Origin of the sequence: Methylocaldum sp. GT1TLB, assembly GCF_051027445.1 — a bacterium.
Classification (GTDB): Bacteria; Pseudomonadota; Gammaproteobacteria; order Methylococcales; family Methylococcaceae; genus Methylocaldum.
Genome location: NZ_CP194898.1, coordinates 4,338,966 through 4,358,475 on the forward strand (window position 1 = coordinate 4,338,966; position 19,510 = coordinate 4,358,475).

Consider the following 19,510-nt stretch of genomic DNA (forward strand, 5'->3'; position numbering starts at 1 on the left):
TTCACTTTCCTATGCTCAGGGTCAGGCCGGCTTCGAGCATCCGGACGTATTCTTTGCGGCAGGCTTCCTGCATCAGCAGGGTGAGCCTGATTCTGGCTCTGGACATCGCCACATAAAGCAGGGAACGGGATTGCTCATCCAGTCGAACAATATCCGTCACGATGATCGCAGGTGCCTCCAGCCCCTTAAAGGCGTGCACACTGGCATACCGGACACGAGTAACAGGAACATCAGATTCGCGCAGGGGGATGTACCTGCCGGGCTGGTTTGCCGAGTTCTTGTGCGCACAGCTGCGGTCATCGGCATTCAGGGACAGAACTACGATTTCATTCACATGAAAGATCGTGCGCAGTTCGGCCACTGACTGATCCAGCTTCAGACACTGGTCTTCCGCATTACTCCAGAACAGAGGATCGACACTGCTTCCCTCCATTTCATGCAGGAACCGACTGTAACCGGGGGAGACATTGCAGGCAAGCGTCAGGGTCTCCACTATCGGGCCAGCATTTCGACAATTGACGCGCAAGCCAAAGCTGGCGTGATTAGGTGCACGCTGCCTGAGCACCGCAAGTGCCTCCGCCGAGGCGTCTTTTCCCCCATTTAAATAGATGGCCTGGCGTTCGAAATCGCCAAAGAGCACCCATTGCCCACCGGCCAATCCCCCCTTCACCAACAGATCCAGCACATCGAGATATTCATCAGCCAGGATGTCCTGTGCCTCATCCACCAAGAGCAGATCAAACTGGTGCCAGCCTTGGCCATCCGAAAGCAGACAATCAATCACATGAATGGGAAGTTTGTACCTCCAGAAATTCTGGTCGTTGCGAATGCAGGCGTAATCACCCGCCAGCTCGCGCAGCAAACCATGCAGATGGACACAACGCAGATGTCCTTTCTTGCCTTGCACCATGTCTTGGGACAACGGCTTCAGCCATTCACCGAGCAGTCTGTTGTAACAGAGAAGAAGAACGTTCTTCCCTTCAGTCACGGCACGTCTTGCCGCCTCGATGGCGAGCAGTGTCTTGCCCGTACCTGCCAATCCCTTGATGATCATTCGGGGGTTTTCCTGCACAGCATCCAGTGCGTCATATTGTTCCTCAGTCAGCCGCAAAAGAGATTCTTCGATACGTTGTATGTCACTGCGGGGCTGAACGACGCACTCGAAATTGCCACGCAGCAAGCCAGTCAGCCGGCGAACCTGCTCGACTGTCGGGCGACTTCGCTGTCGGTCATACCAGCCGCGTCCACCTGGTCCGGAGCCGATATGGCGGTGAGCCTTTTCAATGACACCAGAAATGATCTCCGAGATTGGCTTGCGTCCCAAGGTTCGAAGGTCAATCACCTGCCAAGGATGCCATTCGGGCGATTCTTCATTGAAACGAATGCGCGTGAAGGCAACAGCGGACCAATAGAGCAGGCCCGTCAGAGACGGATCTCGTTTCTGGATATAATCGCGCATAGAGTGCATGGCGCGCGATGCTTGCCGGAAGGGACCTTCGACGGATGTTCCGTAGGGATAGACCCACAGGCCATCTTTCCGGGAGACGTCACAGCCCTTCACCTCCAGACAGATAGCCCCCAGCCCCGGCGCGAGAATGACCATGTCAATCTCTCCTTCGGCCTTGGTCCGGTGTCGCCGCAACTCGAGAGAATGCAGGACGACCCAACCCTCGGTTCCGGGATCATCTCTGAGCTTGTTGAAGAGGATTGCTTCACCAGCCGGTGCATCGGATGGGATGTCCGGTGGGATCATCCTTGCCATCGCCCACCTCGCATGGGTCTCAGCTGCATGACGCAAGAAGACGGAACCCATGAACACCGGTCATCTACAGCCGCCACCTGGCTGATCCGAACGCTGATGCCGTTATCCAGGCCGAGGATTTGGCCTTCAGAAAGAGATGAATGCCGTTTCAGAGCATCCGCTATCTGTCTGGTCAGTTCCTGACGCAGGTTTGCACCGGCACGATGGCGAATGCCCCGAACCTCCTGGAGCGTCCTCCAGTGATTCTCGACAAACTCATCGAAATCCAGGGGGGTCGCGAGCATGCCCTGTCGGACCAGTACTGAAAGCAGCACCCGCAATTCATTTCGGCTTCCAGGACCATAGACCGATCCATTGGCCCAGTTGCGGATACTCTGAGCCAGTGACAAGCCACGAGCACCATCTGCCTGCATGATCGCGGCGAGCTGCTCGGGGCTACTTGTCAGCAGGAATCTCTCAAGCGCCGGTCGCCAGTCGCATGACTCTTCCAGCTTCTGGTCGAATCCAGCCCTTGCCGAAACCAGGTCGAGCAACTTTCCTGTGTCATTCGGCTGCATGACCACACAGTCACCTTCGCAGACTTCATCAACTGCGATACTTGCCAGATACTTTTCATCTTCGGTCGCGTCATCACGCCAGACAAGCAAGTGGTTTTCTGTCGGGACAAACAGTCCCTGTCCATCCATGAGCAGTACGTAACGCGATTTGACCTGATTCGGGGTGGGTGATCGTTGACCATCGTGTGACATATCCCAGAGAGCCTCGCTCATTTCCCTGTCGGTATCCTGATCATCGGCGCTTTCAAGAGCGGAGATGTCATTGCTGGAAAGAAGGATACGGCTTTTGGTCAGTCGGCCCCTGAAGATGGAACTGTCCGGTGGGGTGAGTCGGTCTCTAAGCGAAAATCGTTCTCCTGGGTATAGCAGCACTTCGATTTCCCGGATGCGGCCCATATGGAAAATCTCTGTGTGGATGCGGTTTGAAAGGTAGTGACACGTGCCCGGAATAATGAGCATGTCGAATACGTTTTCCAGAAGTTGCTTGCGGGATTCGATGACTGTGATACCGGAGGGTATTTCAGAAGCTCCTACTTCCGTCGCAGCTACTCCCGCTCTTCCTCCGCCAGTCATCACGACGAGAAGCCCAATTTTTTTGTTGTCTAAAATGCCGATCCCTCTTAAACGGTCAGTTATCCAGTGACTCTTCGGATTCTCCGGCCGGGACAGTAGCCGGTGAATGCTCCTTTCAAGGCTTGTCGCACCGTCGATAAGACTCGGGATGCATAAAGCAGCCTGCCTGAATGCATCAAGCTGTTCAGCAAGTGCAAGTTCGGTACTGTCAAATGGCAGAAGAGTAAACAGGATATGAGTACGCAATCGCCATAGTTTTCGCACGAGTTCTACCTGACTTGGATTGCGCCGGTCAAACTGGCCAAAAAGGTCTCGGCACGCATCCAGTACCCCAGAAATCGGGTGACAGGGAACATGAATTTTCCGGATGTTCAGAGCAGTGGCATTTCTGAACCGGTGAACAGTCTGCTGGAGAAGACTATACCCCATGTAAGTCATTCGTCAGGAAGGACAAAGGCTGCAAGCTCGACGCTTGGTGGGAAGCGAGCCGGTAGATCCTTCAGCATCTCGCATGAAGGGTGCCGTGCAGCATTTTGCGCTTCCAGCAACAGGTTATGGATCTCCGGAGAATACTCGCCTCGATCCAGCAATATCAGAATGTTGCCGGTGTTGATCTCCCTGATCTGATCAAATGCATTCTTTCCATCGAGAATGCTCACGGGCGCTACCAGATCTATTGGCTTGTGCGGCGAGGTGATGCGCAGCTTTGCCAAACTCCTTTCGTTGGAGCTGGACATACAAAGGACATCGTGGAAGTCTGAAAAGGGCGAGTCGCCCGCGGTCAAGCCTAGATTATCAATTGCGGTAGCGAATCTGGCCTGGCTGGTTACCACGCATGCTTCGGCACCTGCTGTCCATAACCACCGTGGGTTTGTTTTCAGGCCAAGACCTTGCTGGAAGCTCTGTGCGGAACCAATTGCGAGCATGCCTCGCTGGGTAGGAAGACATTCTTGGCTGAACAGGTATTGAGCGAATCTCTGCTTTGAGAAGTACCAGACAGCATTCACATCCCTCCGTCGCCCTTTCCTGATTCTTACTGGCACAAGATAATCACTCTGGTTTTCCAGAATTACGCCCTCGTATCGTGCTCTTTCGTTGGGGATACCCCAGAATATCGCGCTTCCTGCCGGCAGGTTCCTCAGATCCTCCCAAGTTAAACCACTGGTGAATTGCTGCGATCCGGCGAGAAGGCACCCCAGCGCTGCGAATGCGGCAGCAAGATCACGCGCTGGCAGCACTGCGACTGTGAGCAGACGTGCATTGTCAAGTTGCCACTTCCTGCACCACCAACCCAGCCATATCTCCGCTTTGGCCCAAGCCGGAATCGGTAACCTTCTTCCGTCATCGAGCAAGAAAATCTGATGGCGAATGCCCATGGATTCAGGAAAATCCATCGCTCCCTAGCGCTTAATGCCTGTTCTTTATATGTTATCCAGCAGGAGCGAAGCCCTCACTTTCCAGCCGCTCGCTTACCTTCATCAGGCAGGCTGCCTGTAATGGAGTCGGAATCCAGCCTGTCCTAGAGGCATTTCGGACCAGATCGGCTTCCTTTCCGTAAAGTGGCGAATTATGTCGCGCCCAACTGGCCAACTTTGTCCAATAACCGGTGCCGCGCTCAATTACCGCCGATACGGCATATATGCCCGAATCAAGCTTCCCCTGACAGGCTTTTTCCCTGCTGATATTTCTTGCCTCATCGGGCGATATGAGTTCCCTGGATAGTGCCTCGCACAATCTCACTGGTAAATCGAGCACCTTTTGCCAGCATTCCTTCTTCTTGCACCATTCCGTAATATTCATTTGGGCGATGGGAGGGCTGGTAATGGCATCAACAACTGCCTTTGCAATTTCCTCAAGCTGACCCTTCAGTGCATCGGTTAGTCCCTGCTGTGCCCATATGGTTTTGAAGTCAAGCGCGTACCCCGGCTTCTGCAATTCGATCATGCTTGCCAGCTTGGCAATCGAATAGGTGACGATATTTGCCCTGTATCCGCCTTCATACCAGCCAGCTGCACTGACAAGTTTCTCGACTGCTCTGAATAGGATGGCACGCGCGACCACCTCCTTGAAGTAGACGTCATTGTCGAAGACATGACCGTCTTCACCCCATGCCTTGCCGATATGCTCGGCAAAAGCAGTAAAGTTCTTCTGGGCTCCTGTGCTGACAACATGGGGAAGTTGTCGCCACGAGTTCTCGAATTTTGCTAGGTCAGTCTTGACGATTAGTTGTGAGCGAGGGTTTGTTCTCTGAAACTCCTTTTTCCGAGCTTGGGTCAGACTCGAGTGAGCATTCTGATACTGGCCACGCGCCCGCTCGTAGAACCAATATGTGTGATACTGCGCCCCTTCAGCCGCAGGCGCAGGAATACGACGAGAGAGGCGCTCCATAGCTCGATGATAAGGATGATTGGAAAAGAAATCGGCGTCACTGACCTTGTTTTGCTTGTTGGAGAACATCGCGATGCTCTGGATCATGTCGTCCAGCTTCTCGGTATCCCTAGCAGTCACCACTGACAGTTTCATCTGAACGTGAATCTCGCTCAGATCGGCATTCCCTTTCCGTCGTGCCACATACAACGAAGCTGTTGTCTGACCACCGTTCACGATCTGAAAGTACCTAGCCGAAACCAGTCTGTGCCCTTGCGCAGTTTCTACTATCTCTGCAGAAGTAGCTGTTGCAGATATTCCGTTGTTATAAACAAAGAACCGTTCGGGCTCCTTCAGGATAGTGCCCTGAATTCCCTTGTTGATTTTGCCAGTAGCACTAAGAAAGGACCTGACATTGCCCTCCAGCAATTTGCTACCGTAGTTGTCATAAAGTTCGGCCAGCGCATTACCTGGGATCACTGCAAGATAACCTTGATAGTCTTCTCCCTTGCTTGCCGGAAGACAGGGAAGCCCCCCTGGTACGAACTCCGTAAAATCGATCTCAAGCTCCTCAGTCCCAAAAGTGGACAAGGATACAGTGTGGAGCCTGCCGATGTCCCAGATATGATATTCAACAGGTAGACCATCGATTTCGCCTTGAGTGAGATCTTTCAATCGGCCACTCAGGTGTGCATCAGTAAACAGGTAGAATCTGTAACGCGTCAGCGCCGGGTGCTTGTCGGAAAGCATGCCTGCGAGTTCCAGGCCATCTTCCATGCCGGAAGGAGTGTTGCTCCAGATTCGACCGGATAAGGAATCCTCAACAAAAGCCTGTAACTGACCGAACAGGGATTCTGCCCGAGTACGAGTAATTACTTCCCGCTGAATACCGCCAGAAAAATCCGCAACAACAAGTCGGACGGAATCATCCGATTCATCAAACTCATAGCCGTCGACTCTTAATTTGCGGTTCTTAGATCCAGTACCAAAAAAATGGCTGGGAATGAAATCATGGAATTCCTCTGCCTGAGTCAGGCGTTCGCCAACCTCACAGACGAAGGCGAAGCATCGATCTGCCTCCGTCGGCTCGTCAGGCAAACGAACCTGTATCGCGCTCAGCAGATCTTCGCTGAAATCGTCCAGGTCCATTCTCTCCCCCATATTTGTTAACTAGTCCCCACCAAATTCATGTACATGTATGTTACATAATTATTCTAGATGAGTATTCTCGCCACATGATGGCAACTCATATCCCTTCTCAACCGGCCTTTGTGTTCCAACTGTGGAACATCGAAGGCAAGAATTTAGCGGTTGAGTGCGTCAAGATCGTATAAATTCCGAGGGCGAACTCCGGCTCGGTTGTACGCTGGTTTACACGAGCAGTGGCGCCAAATCGGCGTTGCTCGACAGGTTTTCATCATGTGCTTGGGCAAATAGCGGTGTTGCAACTGCCACTCTTCAATTCTGCTCCAATCGAAAATAGTTGAACCGGAGCAGCGGTTCAACTATTCCGTGAGCACCGCCCTGATCAGGCTGCCGATTCCGGCCTCATTCGCGAAGATGCCAATCACGTTGACCCGCCGCCGCAATTCCTGTTTTAAGTCGCTTCAGGATATTCGTGGAGTGAATCTTGATCATGTGAGCGCCCGGGAACTCCAGAGGGGGCAGCACATCGGTTTCCACCTGATCCATCAGGTCCGCAGCTTTCGGGAAAAGAGGACGCAGTTGATCCGCGAGCTGTCCGTGCCAGTCGAGTCCTCTCCATGGTGGGCCGGACGAACACCTCGTGCACCAAGGTGCCGACCAGCGATTGGATTACTTTGGACAAACAGGCCAAGCGGTTGCACAGGAAGTAGACCCGCCGTGTGACCTAACCACTCCAGATATGCATGCTGCCTTCTCGTTCTTTCATCGATGTCTCCCGGGTCAAATTGAAAGTCGCAATCTCAACCTTACCGGAATTTGATGGCCACCCATCTTGTGCTCACAATTTATACTGCCTCAGTGGGCTCTCCGCTTGGGGGCAGCGAGAATTTGCGTAACTCGGTTAGGCACGACGTTCTGCCAACGGAAAGCCGGGGTAAAATTCTATAAAAATAGGCGGAGTTTCACACAGCAAGGGACGGGGGTTAAACCCCTGCATCGCCCATCATCATTAAGGGATGATTAACCAAAATCACCGAGCTCTCGCATTTTTAGTCCTCCGTTGGCTCGAGATTCTTGCAACAAAAACGAAATAAGAAAAACTTAACGATGCCAGTAAATCGCATACCTGTTGTTGACCTGTTTGCCGGTCCCGGAGGATTGAGCGAAGGTTTTTCGTCCTTAACTGACGCGGGTGGAGAGCCGTTATTCGATGTTCGAGTTTCGATCGAAAAGGATCCACACGCCTTTGAAACACTCAAACTGCGTTCCTTTTTCAGGGCCTTTCCGAGCGGATCGGTTCCAGACTGTTATTACGATTACATCAGGGGAAGCATAGGAAAAGAGGATCTGAGCACCAATAAATTGGTCAAGGAGGAATGGCTGCGGTCCGGGTATGAGGCTCGCTGTGCCACGTTGGGAGAAATCTCTCCTAAGATTGTCAACGATTGGATTCGGGAAGCGATTGGCAACCAAGATCCATGGGTGCTGATCGGTGGTCCGCCCTGCCAAGCATATTCCGTGGTTGGGCGTGCTCGCATGCGCAGGGGAGATCCTCATGCATTCGAAAACGACAAGCGCCATTTTCTGTATCAGGAGTACCTCAGAATCATAAAGGAGTTCAAACCAGCCGTTTTCGTTATGGAAAACGTCAAAGGGATTCTCTCATCAAAGCACGGGGGCTCGCCGATATTCGACAGGATTCTTGATGACCTGTCCCATCCAGAAAAGGATCTCGAATACGAAATCCGGTCTTTCGTACGGGAAAATGGTAACAGCAAACCAAGCGACTTTGTTATCGAAGCTGAATGGTACGGAATCCCCCAAAGGAGGCATCGGGTCGTTCTCTTCGGGGTGCGTCAGGATTATGCTGCAAGACAACATCACCCTCTGGTTAGGCGTACTGCTGTTGTTCCTATCGAAGCTGCCTTATCCGGCATGCCCGAGATCCGAAGCCGTTTGTCGATCAGATCTCGCAAGACCGATTCATTCGAGAACTGGCTTCAGACTCTCAAGGACGCACCCAGCACTTTAGAACGATGGCAAGACCCGCGTCGATCCGAGATTGAGGAGCTTATGGTCGAGGCCATTCAACAGGCCCAATTCATCGAATCCAGCGGTGCTGGATTTATTGAAAACTCGGCATGGTCGGACCGACATATGCCTGCGGAGCTAAGTCATCTGATTAGGGATTCGCGATTGGGCGGGGTATGTCAGCATGAAGCCCGAAGCCACATGCCAAGTGACTTGCATCGTTACCTGTTTGCGGCCTGCTATGCAGAAATCCACAAAAAATCCCCTACACTTGCTCAATTCCCTTTAGATCTATGGCCGGAACACAAAAACGTCAACGCGGAAGAGGTTCCCTTTGACGATCGGTTCCGAGTCCAGTGTCGGGGAATACCGGCCACGACCGTAGTGTCCCATATTGCAAAGGATGGGCATTACTACATTCACCCTGACCCATGCCAGTGCCGCAGCTTGACTATACGCGAAGCTGCTCGATTGCAAACTTTTCCAGACAATTATTTCTTCGAAGGCCCAAAGAAACATCAGTACACTCAGGTTGGCAATGCGGTACCACCGTATCTTGCGAAACAGATAGCCGATGTCGTCGCTGGATTTCTCGCCGCCCCAGCGAAAAAGGACATTACAGCAGCCCCTGTGCTCCATCGATCGAGAAGTATCAGAGAGGAGTGCCTGGCAATTCCCTGAACGATTCGTTGCCCAGAATCCACGCTTTCAGTTCGTCACCAAGTTGCAAGACATGTTCTTTCGACTTGGTAACACATTCCCAGATGATGAGAACCCTCCAGCCATTGTTGAGCAAACATCCAATGTTCTGCCGATCGCGCTCAAGATTGCCACTCAGCTTTTCTCGCCAGAACTGTTCATTTGATGCTGGCATTTTCGATAATTTACAGCCCGGATGCTGATGCCAAAAGCATCCATGGACGAAGATTACAGCTTTATACTTTGGCAACACAACGTCAGGACTACCGGGCAGATCGCGCCTATGCAAGCGAAACCTGAAGCCGTTGAGGTGCAACAAAGATCGGATAAGCCTCTCTGGTCGGGTATTCTTGCCCTTGATGCCTGACATCATCCGGCTTCGAGCTTGTGGTGAGACAATATCCATCGACTAGGTGTTTACCGAATAATTGTCCTGTCTTAGTAGGAGCGCATTAAGCGGCTGAAAATTTCTTTCCTTATCATCAGGCTTAGACCCTCGGATCTATCAAGGAATTATGCTCGAAAGTTGTGGATGGGGTGTGAGGTCGGCGGCGTATTCTTGATGGTCTTCGAGGTCATCAATTCCTACAAGAGGAGCGAATACGCCATGAGTGAAGATAAGATCATTCCGCTGAAGAATCCAGGGGCACCGACGCCGGTGCCGGATGCCTTGACGGAGTTGTTACGGGAAGGCGCCCGGCGAATGTTGGCGGCGGCGATCGAAGCGGAGGTGGCGGCCTTCCTGGAGCGATCCAAGAATGACCGCCAAAAGCAACGCTAACCACCAGGGCAGCATCGCGGCCAACTCCACCAAATCGTCAAAAGTACTATTACGGCGCCGTCCCGCATTGTTGACTCCATTTTCCTTGAAGAATGAGTTGTTGATGTTTCTTTCAGGGAATTTTAGTCGTTTCCGGATGCAGCGATCGTGTGACGGTTTCAATCAGTCACTGAGTAAGCTGCCGGCAGATAGCAAGTTTCACGGAAGGCGTCAAAGACAATGAAGATCAGGGATTGTCATTGCATTGGATGCAGCTGAAATCTTGTCCTCCTTAAAATTGAATATAGCTTCGAAATGCCTGCGAACGGCAAGGCGGGCCTTGGAGTTTTCACCATGAAGCTTCCGATCTTTGGATGGTTCATGCACCGGTCGCCAGCAGCCCCGGCTGCGCTGTCGCCTGAACCAACTGATTGCCGGCCAGCCGGCGCTTTGCCTGTCTTGTCTCCCCACGAGCTGCTGTTCAGTCGCCGGCAGCATGTCAACCTTATCGAGGAGTTGGCGGGCGTAACTCGGCATCATTTCCAGGCCTACTACGTCGCTGCCATCAACCGATTTGCCGAATTCGTACAGCAGCTTCCCGCCTCGGAAGCTCACCATCATGCCTATGCCGGCGGCATGCTCGATCATGGATTGGAGGTCGCCGCGATCGCGCTGAAACTGCGACAAGCCTACCTGTTGCCGCCCGGCGCTGTGCCGGAGGACATAAACCACAAGCGCGATTTGTGGACCTATGCCGTTTTTACGGCGGCCTTGCTGCACGACCTGGCGAAACCGGCCGTCGACCAAGTCGTTACGGTATTCGACGAACGCGGCAAAGACTTCGGGCCGCGGGACCCCTGGACAGGCAGTCTGACGGACGATCCCCGTGCTCGGTGGTATCGCGCGGAATTCGTGCCGAAGCGCCAGTATCGATTACATGAAAAAGCTTCGCTGCTATTGGTGAATCGAATCATCCCCGCTGACGGCTTGGCTTGGCTCGCCGGCGACCGCGAGGCGTTTTCGGCGTGGCTTTCCTGTATCGGCGGAGATACGGCGGGGGCCGGAGCGATCGGCGAGATCGTCAATAAGGCCGATTCCGAATCGGTGGCGCGGAATCTGGGAGCGGAGCCGGGACAGCGCGCAGCGTCCGGTTCCGTCGTTCCGTTGCATGAGAAGCTGATCGCTGCCTTGCGGTTTCTGATCGACGAAAAGGAACTGCCGCTCAACCGAAACGGCGCGGCCGGATGGCGAGTCGGCGACGATCTCTGGATGGTCAGCAAGCGCACCGTCGACGCCATACGTTTGCATCTCGTGCAATCCGGACACACCGGCATTCCGACCCAGAACGACCGTATCTTCGATGTCTTGCAGGAACACAGTGTTCTGGTGACCTGCAACGATCGCGCGATCTGGCTTGCCGTGGTCAACGGCGATGGTTGGGCGCATGAGCTGACACTGATTCGAATTCCGGTTTCCCGGCTTTGGCCGAATCGGGATCGCTGGCCCGACGAATTCCAGGGTACCGTCACGCCGGTTTCCCCGCGTCGATGCGAGGCGCCGGTGCAGGTGGATAAAACACCGGAAGGCACGGTTTCGGACAAGCCTCGATCCACTCCAGCACCGGATATCCCGGAATCCGTGACTGCCCAGATGAATGCCGGCACCAACTCACCCGGCTATTCGGCCGATCATCAGAACTATGAGGTAAAGTTACCTTTGTCTTTCGCTTCTCCCGATGATCTCGGCGAAGCCTTCCTATCCTGGCTGGTTGCGGGAATTGCCAGCAAAAAGCTGGATTACAACAATCCGGGCACCCGGATTCATGTCGTACCGGAAGGCGTGTTGCTGGTCAGCCCCGGTTTATTTCAGGATTTCGCCAAAGAGCCCGATGCATCCGATGGCTCCTGGGACAAAGTGCAGAAGCGTTTCCTGAAGCTGGGCTTGCACGAACGGACCGCGAACGGCATGAACGTCCACCGCTATATCGTGACCGGACAGAACCGTTCGACGGCGATCAACGGGATTCTGGTGAGGGACGTGGGACGAATCTTCAGGACCACCAATCCCCAGCCGAACCCGCATTTACGGCGAGCGTCTTAATGAATCTACTGTTTGGATTGAATGATCCGCGGTCGATTTGCGCTGATCAGTTCGTCGGACATCCTCGCCAAGTTTTTCCGCCTGGAGGAACGTCATATCACCGATCTTCTCCGGCTCTTCCTCCTGCACGCGGGGGCGGAGCAGGAAGTACACGTTGCCCTCGTCGAGTACGGTCGACTTGCACCCCTGTCATAAGCCCCTCCGGAATTTGATATATCGCAACTCATTGGGCCGGATGATAGGGCCGGTGTTGCTAGTAGGTCCGCAAACGAAATCGTACCGCTTCAAGCCGGTCTAATATTGTACCGACCGAATTCGGCCTATCTCGAACGCAACGATGATGCCTACTCTGGTTCTGGTGGCGCTCACCGTGTTCTTCTTGGCCGGCTGCGATTCCCTTCCGCGCGACAGTGCCGGGGCGCTAAACCGCGTGCGCGGTGGCGAATTGCGTGTCGGCGTGGCGGACAACCCACCCTGGGTACGCTTCGAGGGCGGCTGCGTCACGGGACTCGAACCCGAGCTGATCGAGGCTTGGGCGAAAGGCCTCGGTGCCCCCGTGACCTGGCGGAGCGGCGCAGAAGCGGAACTCATTGAAGCGCTGCATCGCCGAGAGATCGATGTACTGGCGGCGGGGCTCGACAGCAAGACGCCTTACAAATCCAAGCTCGGTCTTACGCAGCCTTACATTGAGATCGAGGATCGATACGGAACCGAGAAGAAACACGTGCTCGCCGTGACGCCGGGCGAGAGCGCGCTGCTTTTTTCGCTGGACCGATTCCTTGCCGCCCAGGACAAAGCCATGTTGCGACGCCGTGCTCAGCAGGAGAACGCGCAGCCATGAGGCCCCTCGATGCATTTGACCTGCCGCCCGAAAAGGAACGCGACCTAAAAAAGGCGCGGCGGTTGGAAACGTGGACATTGATCTATATCGCCTCGTCCACGACCTTTCTCGGTCTCACCATGGGCACCTCGCAAGCCATGCGGACGAGCTTCTTTGAAGACGCGTTTTCATCGGTGCCGGCGATCGCCTTTCTCGTCTGCACGCGCATCGCGCGCCGCAGAGCGAACGAGGATTTCCCTTACGGTTACCATGGCGTCGTCTCGATCGGCTATCTCACCGCCTCGCTCTCGCTCGTCGGTCTGGGCGGGTTTTTGCTGGTTGAAGCCGTGACCAAGCTGATCGCTGTCGAACGCACGACGATCGGTGGGATGACGCTGTTCGGTTACACGGTCTGGGCCGGCTGGCCTATGCTCGCGGCAATCGCTTACACGGCGATACCGAGCGTCTTTTTCGGTCGCGCGAAACTCAAGCTCGCACCCCAAATCCATGACAAAATCCTTTACGCCGACGCGAAGATGATGAAGGCCGACTGGATGGCGGAGACGGCGACGGCCGTCGGCGTGCTCGGTGTCGGCCTCGGTCTGTGGTGGCTCGATCCGGTGGCAGCCGCGCTGGTTTCCGCCGATATTCTCAAGGACGGCGTGGTCAACGTGTACGTGGCCGTACACGACCTCATGGAGCGCCGCCCGATGAAAACCGATCGCTCGGGTCCGGAGCCGCTCCCCGATGAGTTGCGCGCATGCATCGAAAGGCTCGACTGGGTCGCCGGCGCCACGGTCAGGCTGCGCGAGGTCGGGCACGTATTCTTCGGCGAAGTGTTCGTGACGCCGCGCGGTTCGCCCGAGGACTTGCCCGCGAAGATTCGTCACGCTGTGGCGGATGCGAAGTCGATCAACTGGCGGCTCCACGACGTGACAATCACGGTGCTGGACCGGCCGCCTGAGTGAGCCTGACGCTTGCCGGAGGAGGAGATTGCATGTCGAGGGCAGCGCCACTTTCGGAATTTCGGCGCCCTCGCGCAATTTTCGCCCATCCTAGAAATCTAGGATGCGGCCAGCCAGATACGTAGGTCGGCAATCCCTTGCCGACAAAGCCCTTCGCCGAGCCGATACGTCGGCAAGGGATTGCCGACCTACGTTCTCCCCTCCTGGCACGAATCCGTACACCGGGATGGAAAACGCTCTAAGTACATTCAGGGAAGTCTTGCGGCATAGGCAACCTGCAGGACAACCCCGCCAATCAAGCCAAACAGTCGAGATTCCGCAAGTATTTGCGGAATGTACTTAGGTGCGGCCAGCCGGCTTATGTCCGTCTGCTGTTGTTTTTCCGAGATGATCAGATCAAATCAAGTCATGCTCGACGGCATACCGGATCAGGTCGGCGTTATTTTTGACGCTGAGTTTCCGCATCAGGCGCGTTTTGTGGGTGCTGACGGTTTTTTCGCTGAGGGATAACGCGTCGGCGATGTCCTGAACTCGCTTGCCCGAAGCGAAAAGACGGAGAATCTGCCGCTCTCGCTGCGAAAGTGCCGCGTGAGGAAATTGGTCCGGCACCATAGTGAAAACGATTTTTTCCGCCAGCGAAGACTCTATGAAGCGTTGACCGCTCGCTACTCTTCTTATGCCGGCAACCAAGATGCCCGGTTCGCAGTCCTTGGTGATGTAACCCGCGGCGCCGGCTTTGATCGCTTCTGCGGCGATCTGTTCCGAGGTATGCATGGTCAGGATCAGTATGGGAAGCGATGGTCTGATCTGCTGGACGCGTCTAATCAAGTCGACGCCTTGAGTGCCCGGCATGGACAAGTCCAAAACCAGAACGTCGATATCGGTACAGCGGCACTTGTCCAAGACTTCGGACGCATCCGCGGCTTCATCCACGACCGAGAAATTGACGGTTGAAGACAAAATATGAGTTATTCCATGGCGAATGATAGGGTGGTCGTCGGCTACCAGGATCTTGATCATCAATCATTCCGATTTTCAAAAAGGAGAACTTCTAGGAGGAAGCCGAATCGCAAGCCGGGTGCCTTTCCCGGGTGTACTATGGATGTCGAACTTGCCGCCCAATGCCGACACCCGTTCCCGTATTCCCAAAAGGCCAAAGGACTTGGGTTTGTGCTCGGCCGTCACATCGAAGCCGCAGCCGTCATCCTGTATTTCGACGCGAATATGATCATTCCGGGAAACCAGGAGTACGGAAGCGTGGCGGGCATTGGCATGCTTTGCCACATTGTTCAGCGATTCCTGGGCGATACGGAATATCGCGATAGCCAGTTGTTCATCAAGGACGATATCGCTCATTGTGGTTAAGACACATGGGATACCGGTGCGGGTCTCAAACTCTTTGACCAGCCATTCCAGTGCGGCTGCAATGCCGAAGTCGAGTGCGCTGGGGCGCAAATCGGTCGATATGTTGCGTACGACCTGAACCGCTCTATTTACCAGGACGCCCAAGGCCTGGATCTTTTTTGCCAATTCGGAGTGGTTTTGAAGAAAGTTCATTCGTATGAAGGAAATATCCATCTTCATGGCCGTCAGGATCTGGCCCAGTTCGTCATGGATTTCCCGAGCGATCCGTTTTTTCTCTTCTTCCCTCAAATTTTCCCTGTGAGCGGCCAGGCGTTGCAAAAGTCGCCGGGAGTCGCGGATTTCTTGCTCCCGTTCCCGCAGCATGAATTCTGTTTTCTTGAGGACCGTGATGTCTCGGCAGTTCAACAGCACGCTGTGCACTGTGCCATCGGGCGAGAGCTCAGGTACATGGCGGGACTGAAAGTGCTGTTCGCCGTCAGGGGACGGCAGGACGAACTCGGCGATTTGTTCCTTACCGCTGGCGAAAACGTTTTTTAGCGGCGACTGTAGGCATCTCACCAGATCGTCAGGTAATTCGAGGTCTTGATACGTCTTGCCCGGAAAGCTCGACGCCGGTCGGCCCAGAACGCGTTCTATGGCCGGGTTGACATAAATAAAGCGCAGAGCTCGATCGAAGCGAGCGATGATATCCGGCGAATTTTCCACGAGTGCCCGGAATTCTCGCTCGCGCCTATCCAATTCGCTTTTTAGGTACGCTCTCTCGGTAATGTCCCGTGCAATGATCAGGAAATGCCGCTCGTCCTTCGATTCGAGTTCGTCGATGGCCATTTCAACCGGAAAGAAGGTGCCGTCCTTACGCTTGCCTTGCCAAGAGCGGAATCCGGAGCCGTGAACTTTGCGCATCTCGGAATTCCGATGATTTTGGATAGGAGCGTAGTGTTTTTCGGCCTGTGTTTCCGACATCAGTTGATCGGTGCTGAGCGGCAGCACTTCGTTCAATCCGTAACCGAACATCCGGGTTGCAGCCGGATTGACGATCTCGATTCGTCCGTACCGGTCGGTGACGATCACTCCTGATGGCACACGGTCCAGAATTTCGTGTAAATAGAGCTCGGCTCGCAGCAAGCGTTTCGACAGTAGCCGCATCCGATGTCCGAATAGAGCGAAGAGCCCTAAAGTGGCTATGACGAGAGTGAGATTCACTTGAGGATTGACTGGAGAAAGCGAGTTTCAGGCATGTTCGGAGTTATAGCTCGCGTTTGCTTGCTTGCGATAGGCGATGGAGAAACGTCTGTGGACGTTGATGGATTGCCATACGGTCGAATATCGGCCGTCAGGCCGACGCGGTCAGCGGCGACAGCGATTTCGGAACCGTAAACTCGAGCGTTTTGCCGGTCCGCAGCATCGCTTCGACTTCATCGGCGGGCGTCGGTTTACTGAAGTAATACCCCTGTATTTCGTCGCAATGGCGGGTCTTCAGGAACTCGGCTTGTTCCGGCGTTTCGACACCTTCTCCGATCACCCCGAGATTGAGGCTATGGGCCAGAACGATGATGGCTTCGACGATGCGTGCATCATCGGGATCCTTGGCTAGATCGCGTATGAAAGACCGGTCTATCTTGAGATAGTCCAGCGGAAACTGTTTCAGATAGCTCAAGGAGGAGTAGCCCGTTCCGAAGTCGTCGACCGCCAACGAGATACCGAGTTGCTTCAACCGGCCCAGCACATCGGCCGCTATGGACCGGTCGCGCATCAGCATGCTTTCAGTGATTTCCAGTTCTAGGGTCTGCGGCGGAAGACCCGTTTGTTCGACGACGGCGGTAACGACCTCGACCAGATCCGGCTGTGCGAATTGGCGTGCCGATAGATTGACGGCCATTCGGTTGAAGGCCAGCCCTTTATCGCGCCATACTTTTGCTTGCGCGCAGGCAGTGCGGAAAACCCATTCGCCGATCTGAGCGATCAGACCGGTTTCCTCCGCGATCGGGATGAATTTGGCCGGTGCAATGAAGCCTTTTTGGGGATGCTGCCAACGTATCAGCGCTTCGACACCGCAGATTCGACCGGTGACAAGACTGACTCTGGGCTGATAATGCAAGGTGAATTCGCTTCGGTCCAAAGCCGTGCGCAGGTCGTTGACGATGTCCAGTCTTTCCCGAAGACAAGCGCCCATTTCGGCAGTGTAGAACCGGAACTTGCTCCGTCCTTCGTCCTTAGCCTTATACATGGACATGTCGGCATTGCGCAACAGTCCGTGAACATCGTCGCCGTCGCCGGGATAAACGGTAATACCGATGCTGGCGCTGATAAGAATATGGTGGTGCTCGATCCTGCAGGGCTGCGCAATGGCGTCCAGCAGTAATTGCGCCTTTTGCGCCGCGCACGAGGAATCGGTGATGTGGGGCAGGAGTACCGCGAATTCGTCGCCGCCCAGCCGCGCTACGGTATCTTCCTCGCGCAGGGCTTCTCTAAGGCGGCCTCCGATCAGCTTTACCAACTCGTCGCCGAAATCGTGTCCCAAGGTATCGTTCACATCCTTGAAATTGTCCAGATCGACCAAAAGCACTGCGACCAAGCTGCCATTGCGGAATGCTCTCAGCATCGCCTGCTCCAGCCGCTCGCGAAACAGGAAACGATTGGGCAATGCGGTTAGAGGATCGTGGGTGGCCTGAAATTTCAGCATCGTCTCGTACTGTTTCTGATCGGCGATGTCGCGAGCCACCGTCGACCAGTAAGCGACCCGCCCGTCGTTCCCCTTGTGGGCTATGATGACCTGGGAGAGCGGGATTTTGTTGCCGAACCGGTTGACCAGTTCCGTTTCGCCCCGCCAGACGCCGCTCTTCTCCGCCTCCGCAAGTCCTCCCCTCAGTAACGTATTGAATACTTGAGGCGGGTGAAACTGTTCGATATGCAGGGCGGAGATGTCTTCCTCCCGGCCGAGTCCCAGCATCGCGCGTCCGGCCTGATTGATGTAGATCGGTTTGTAGTCGGCGTTGACGATACCGATAAGATCCGAGGTCCCTTCCAGAATGGCCACGAGTCGGTCTCGCTCCTCCTCGCGTTGTTTTCGTTCTGTGATGTCGCGTACGGCGACGATGGTCATCAATCCTTGTTCGGTATGCAATGGACCGAGCGTTACTTCGGCGGGAAAATCGGATCCGTCGTTGCGGCGTCCCCATACTTCCCGTCCTACCGATAAGGTTTGCTTTTCCTCGCGATGAGTGTGCCATCGCGCTGAGTGCTTTGCCCGGCAAATCTCAGGAATCAATGTTTCTATCGACCGGCCGATGAGTTCCGCTCGCGGACAGGCGAAAATGGCCTCCGCTTTGGCGTTGGCCATGGCGATGCGACATGCGCTGTCGGCCAGCAAAACCCCGTCCGGCTCGAATTCCAGCAGATCCTGAAAACGTGCCTCGCTTTTCCGAAGCGCCTCGCGGGAGGCCTGGAGCCGCAGATAAGGTTCGTGCACGCCTTCGACGAAGATTCCCCGGTAAACGAGAAAATAGGCGATCGCTTTGTAAACATGACCGACAAAATTGCACAGATCGTCGACCGCCCGATATCGCGAGAAACACAACTCGCTCAAGGCCGTAACCGCCGAGGCGCCCATCAAATACGCCAGAACCCGGGGCTGCGGTCGGCGCAAGCGATAGAGCAGAACGAGAGTGACAGTGAAATAGATGAGCGTCAGTGCATATTCCGCCTTCATTTTGAAAGGCGTTAAGCCTTGTCCTGACAGAAACGTCCGCGGCCAAAAATCTTCCCGGAAAAGGCCAAGCCAAACGATGAGCGAAGCGAACGCCAGGCATCCGGCCAGTATGGCGCATCGAAATGAAAGCCGCTTCATCGGGCGCCAAGGCAGCAAGCCGGCGGCCAGGAAGGTAACGGCAGCCAAGTAGCGTGCGGCCAGCCAGAAATTGATGGCTTTTTCCGGGCTGCTCGGCGTAATGAAATTCGGCATTCCCGGAAACGACAGTACGTGCATCAGGTCGAGCAATCCGACGGTCAGAAAGCCGCAGGCGAGGATCGGCAAAGTCAACGGACGATTCTCCTCGTATGCGTTCCAGCCGATGCCGAATACCATTGCGGCGATCACGATGGCGGGAATCTCCACAAGCGTGTGAAGAGCGGAATAATCGGCGAAACGGACGCCGTGTTCCTGTACGCACAGCCAGAGTCCGAAGGAAAACAGGCCGAGAGGAAGGAGCAGCAATACAATCTGCCTTACCGTCTTCTCCGTATCGGTACCGAATACGAATACCGAGTGCCCGGACCGATCAAAGTCTATGTCTGTCATAACTTCCGTTTCCGAGAATGATGCTAATCACGATGTAGGGTTCTAAAGACCAATCGTTCAGAAAATAC

The 19,510-nt window shown here is 54.7% G+C and carries 13 protein-coding genes; 5 read left to right on the plus strand and 8 right to left on the minus strand.

The genetic code is table 11. From position 1 onward, the window contains the following. Nucleotide 1: 1 nt before the first annotated feature. Genes ACR2R1_RS19045 through ACR2R1_RS19060 form a run of 4 tightly spaced genes read right to left on the minus strand, consistent with a single transcriptional unit; the run spans nucleotide 2 to nucleotide 6,408 of the window. Complete coding sequence (locus ACR2R1_RS19045) at nucleotides 2-1,762, minus strand: ATP-binding domain-containing protein (protein WP_434111470.1); 1,761 nt, start codon at nucleotides 1,760-1,762, stop codon at nucleotides 2-4. After that, nucleotides 1,750-3,321, minus strand: a complete 1,572-nt coding sequence (locus ACR2R1_RS19050) for a hypothetical protein (RefSeq protein ID WP_156879714.1) — start codon at nucleotides 3,319-3,321, stop codon at nucleotides 1,750-1,752. The genes ACR2R1_RS19045 and ACR2R1_RS19050 overlap by 13 nt, the downstream gene beginning before the upstream one ends. Nucleotides 3,322-3,326: 5 nt before the next feature. After that, a complete protein-coding gene (locus ACR2R1_RS19055) occupies nucleotides 3,327-4,286 on the minus strand; it encodes a hypothetical protein (protein WP_156879713.1) in 960 nt (319 codons plus the stop codon). Nucleotides 4,287-4,320: 34 nt separating this feature from the next. Then, nucleotides 4,321-6,408, minus strand: coding sequence for an AIPR family protein (locus tag ACR2R1_RS19060; RefSeq protein ID WP_434111472.1), 2,088 nt, complete (start codon nucleotides 6,406-6,408; stop codon nucleotides 4,321-4,323). Nucleotides 6,409-7,479: 1,071 nt separating this feature from the next. Here ACR2R1_RS19060 and ACR2R1_RS19065 point away from each other — a divergent pair. After that, nucleotides 7,480-9,117, plus strand: a complete 1,638-nt coding sequence (locus tag ACR2R1_RS19065; RefSeq protein WP_434111474.1) for a DNA cytosine methyltransferase — start codon at nucleotides 7,480-7,482, stop codon at nucleotides 9,115-9,117. Here ACR2R1_RS19065 and ACR2R1_RS19070 read toward each other — a convergent pair. Then, a complete protein-coding gene (locus ACR2R1_RS19070) occupies nucleotides 9,089-9,541 on the minus strand; it encodes a very short patch repair endonuclease (protein ID WP_077731979.1) in 453 nt (150 codons plus the stop codon). The two genes, ACR2R1_RS19065 and ACR2R1_RS19070, sit on opposite strands and share 29 nt — an antisense overlap. Nucleotides 9,542-9,667: 126 nt before the next feature. Between ACR2R1_RS19070 and ACR2R1_RS19075 the strand changes: the two genes are divergently transcribed. The 4 genes from ACR2R1_RS19075 (at nucleotide 9,668) to ACR2R1_RS19090 (ending at nucleotide 13,783) form a co-directional block, all read left to right on the plus strand. After that, complete coding sequence (locus ACR2R1_RS19075; protein ID WP_156879710.1) at nucleotides 9,668-9,916, plus strand: hypothetical protein; 249 nt, start codon at nucleotides 9,668-9,670, stop codon at nucleotides 9,914-9,916. Nucleotides 9,917-10,249: 333 nt separating this feature from the next. Then, the gene (mobH, locus tag ACR2R1_RS19080; RefSeq protein WP_434111476.1) at nucleotides 10,250-11,995 is read left to right on the plus strand and encodes a MobH family relaxase; all 1,746 of its coding nucleotides are present in this window, start codon (nucleotides 10,250-10,252) and stop codon (nucleotides 11,993-11,995) included. A gap of 337 nt (nucleotides 11,996-12,332) precedes the next feature. Then, nucleotides 12,333-12,836: a transporter substrate-binding domain-containing protein gene (locus ACR2R1_RS19085; RefSeq protein ID WP_434111478.1), complete on the plus strand. Its 504-nt coding sequence runs from the start codon at nucleotides 12,333-12,335 to the stop codon at nucleotides 12,834-12,836. Then, a complete protein-coding gene (locus tag ACR2R1_RS19090; protein WP_434111480.1) occupies nucleotides 12,833-13,783 on the plus strand; it encodes a cation transporter in 951 nt (316 codons plus the stop codon). The genes ACR2R1_RS19085 and ACR2R1_RS19090 overlap by 4 nt, the downstream gene beginning before the upstream one ends. Nucleotides 13,784-14,176: 393 nt before the next feature. Here the strand turns inward: ACR2R1_RS19090 and ACR2R1_RS19095 are convergent, their stop codons facing one another. From ACR2R1_RS19095 to ACR2R1_RS19105, 3 genes are all read right to left on the minus strand, one after another. Next, nucleotides 14,177-14,800 carry a response regulator gene (locus tag ACR2R1_RS19095; protein ID WP_077732404.1) on the minus strand — a complete coding sequence of 208 codons (624 nt, stop codon included), beginning with the start codon at nucleotides 14,798-14,800 and terminating at the stop codon, nucleotides 14,177-14,179. 15 nt (nucleotides 14,801-14,815) lie between these two features. After that, complete coding sequence (locus ACR2R1_RS19100) at nucleotides 14,816-16,291, minus strand: PAS domain-containing sensor histidine kinase (RefSeq protein WP_077732405.1); 1,476 nt, start codon at nucleotides 16,289-16,291, stop codon at nucleotides 14,816-14,818. Between the two features lie 187 nt (nucleotides 16,292-16,478). Next, entirely contained in the window at nucleotides 16,479-19,442 is a 2,964-nt protein-coding gene (locus tag ACR2R1_RS19105) for a bifunctional diguanylate cyclase/phosphodiesterase (RefSeq protein WP_434111483.1), read from the minus strand. Nucleotides 19,443-19,510: the final 68 nt, after the last annotated feature.

Excerpts from the sequence above, each read along its gene's own strand:
- ACR2R1_RS19070 (WP_077731979.1), bottom strand. The coding sequence starts at position 9,541 with ATGGATATTGTCTCACCACAAGCTCGAAGCCGGATGATGTCAGGCATC.
- ACR2R1_RS19090 (WP_434111480.1), top strand. The coding sequence starts at position 12,833 with ATGAGGCCCCTCGATGCATTTGACCTGCCGCCCGAAAAGGAACGCGAC.
- ACR2R1_RS19105 (WP_434111483.1), bottom strand. The coding sequence starts at position 19,442 with ATGACAGACATAGACTTTGATCGGTCCGGGCACTCGGTATTCGTATTC.
- ACR2R1_RS19045 (WP_434111470.1), bottom strand. The coding sequence starts at position 1,762 with ATGGCAAGGATGATCCCACCGGACATCCCATCCGATGCACCGGCTGGT.
- ACR2R1_RS19095 (WP_077732404.1), bottom strand. The coding sequence starts at position 14,800 with ATGATCAAGATCCTGGTAGCCGACGACCACCCTATCATTCGCCATGGA.
- ACR2R1_RS19100 (WP_077732405.1), bottom strand. The coding sequence starts at position 16,291 with ATGCGGCTACTGTCGAAACGCTTGCTGCGAGCCGAGCTCTATTTACAC.
- ACR2R1_RS19050 (WP_156879714.1), bottom strand. The coding sequence starts at position 3,321 with ATGGGGTATAGTCTTCTCCAGCAGACTGTTCACCGGTTCAGAAATGCC.
- ACR2R1_RS19085 (WP_434111478.1), top strand. The coding sequence starts at position 12,333 with ATGATGCCTACTCTGGTTCTGGTGGCGCTCACCGTGTTCTTCTTGGCC.
- ACR2R1_RS19060 (WP_434111472.1), bottom strand. The coding sequence starts at position 6,408 with ATGGACCTGGACGATTTCAGCGAAGATCTGCTGAGCGCGATACAGGTT.
- ACR2R1_RS19075 (WP_156879710.1), top strand. The coding sequence starts at position 9,668 with ATGGGGTGTGAGGTCGGCGGCGTATTCTTGATGGTCTTCGAGGTCATC.
- mobH (WP_434111476.1), top strand. The coding sequence starts at position 10,250 with ATGAAGCTTCCGATCTTTGGATGGTTCATGCACCGGTCGCCAGCAGCC.
- ACR2R1_RS19055 (WP_156879713.1), bottom strand. The coding sequence starts at position 4,286 with ATGGATTTTCCTGAATCCATGGGCATTCGCCATCAGATTTTCTTGCTC.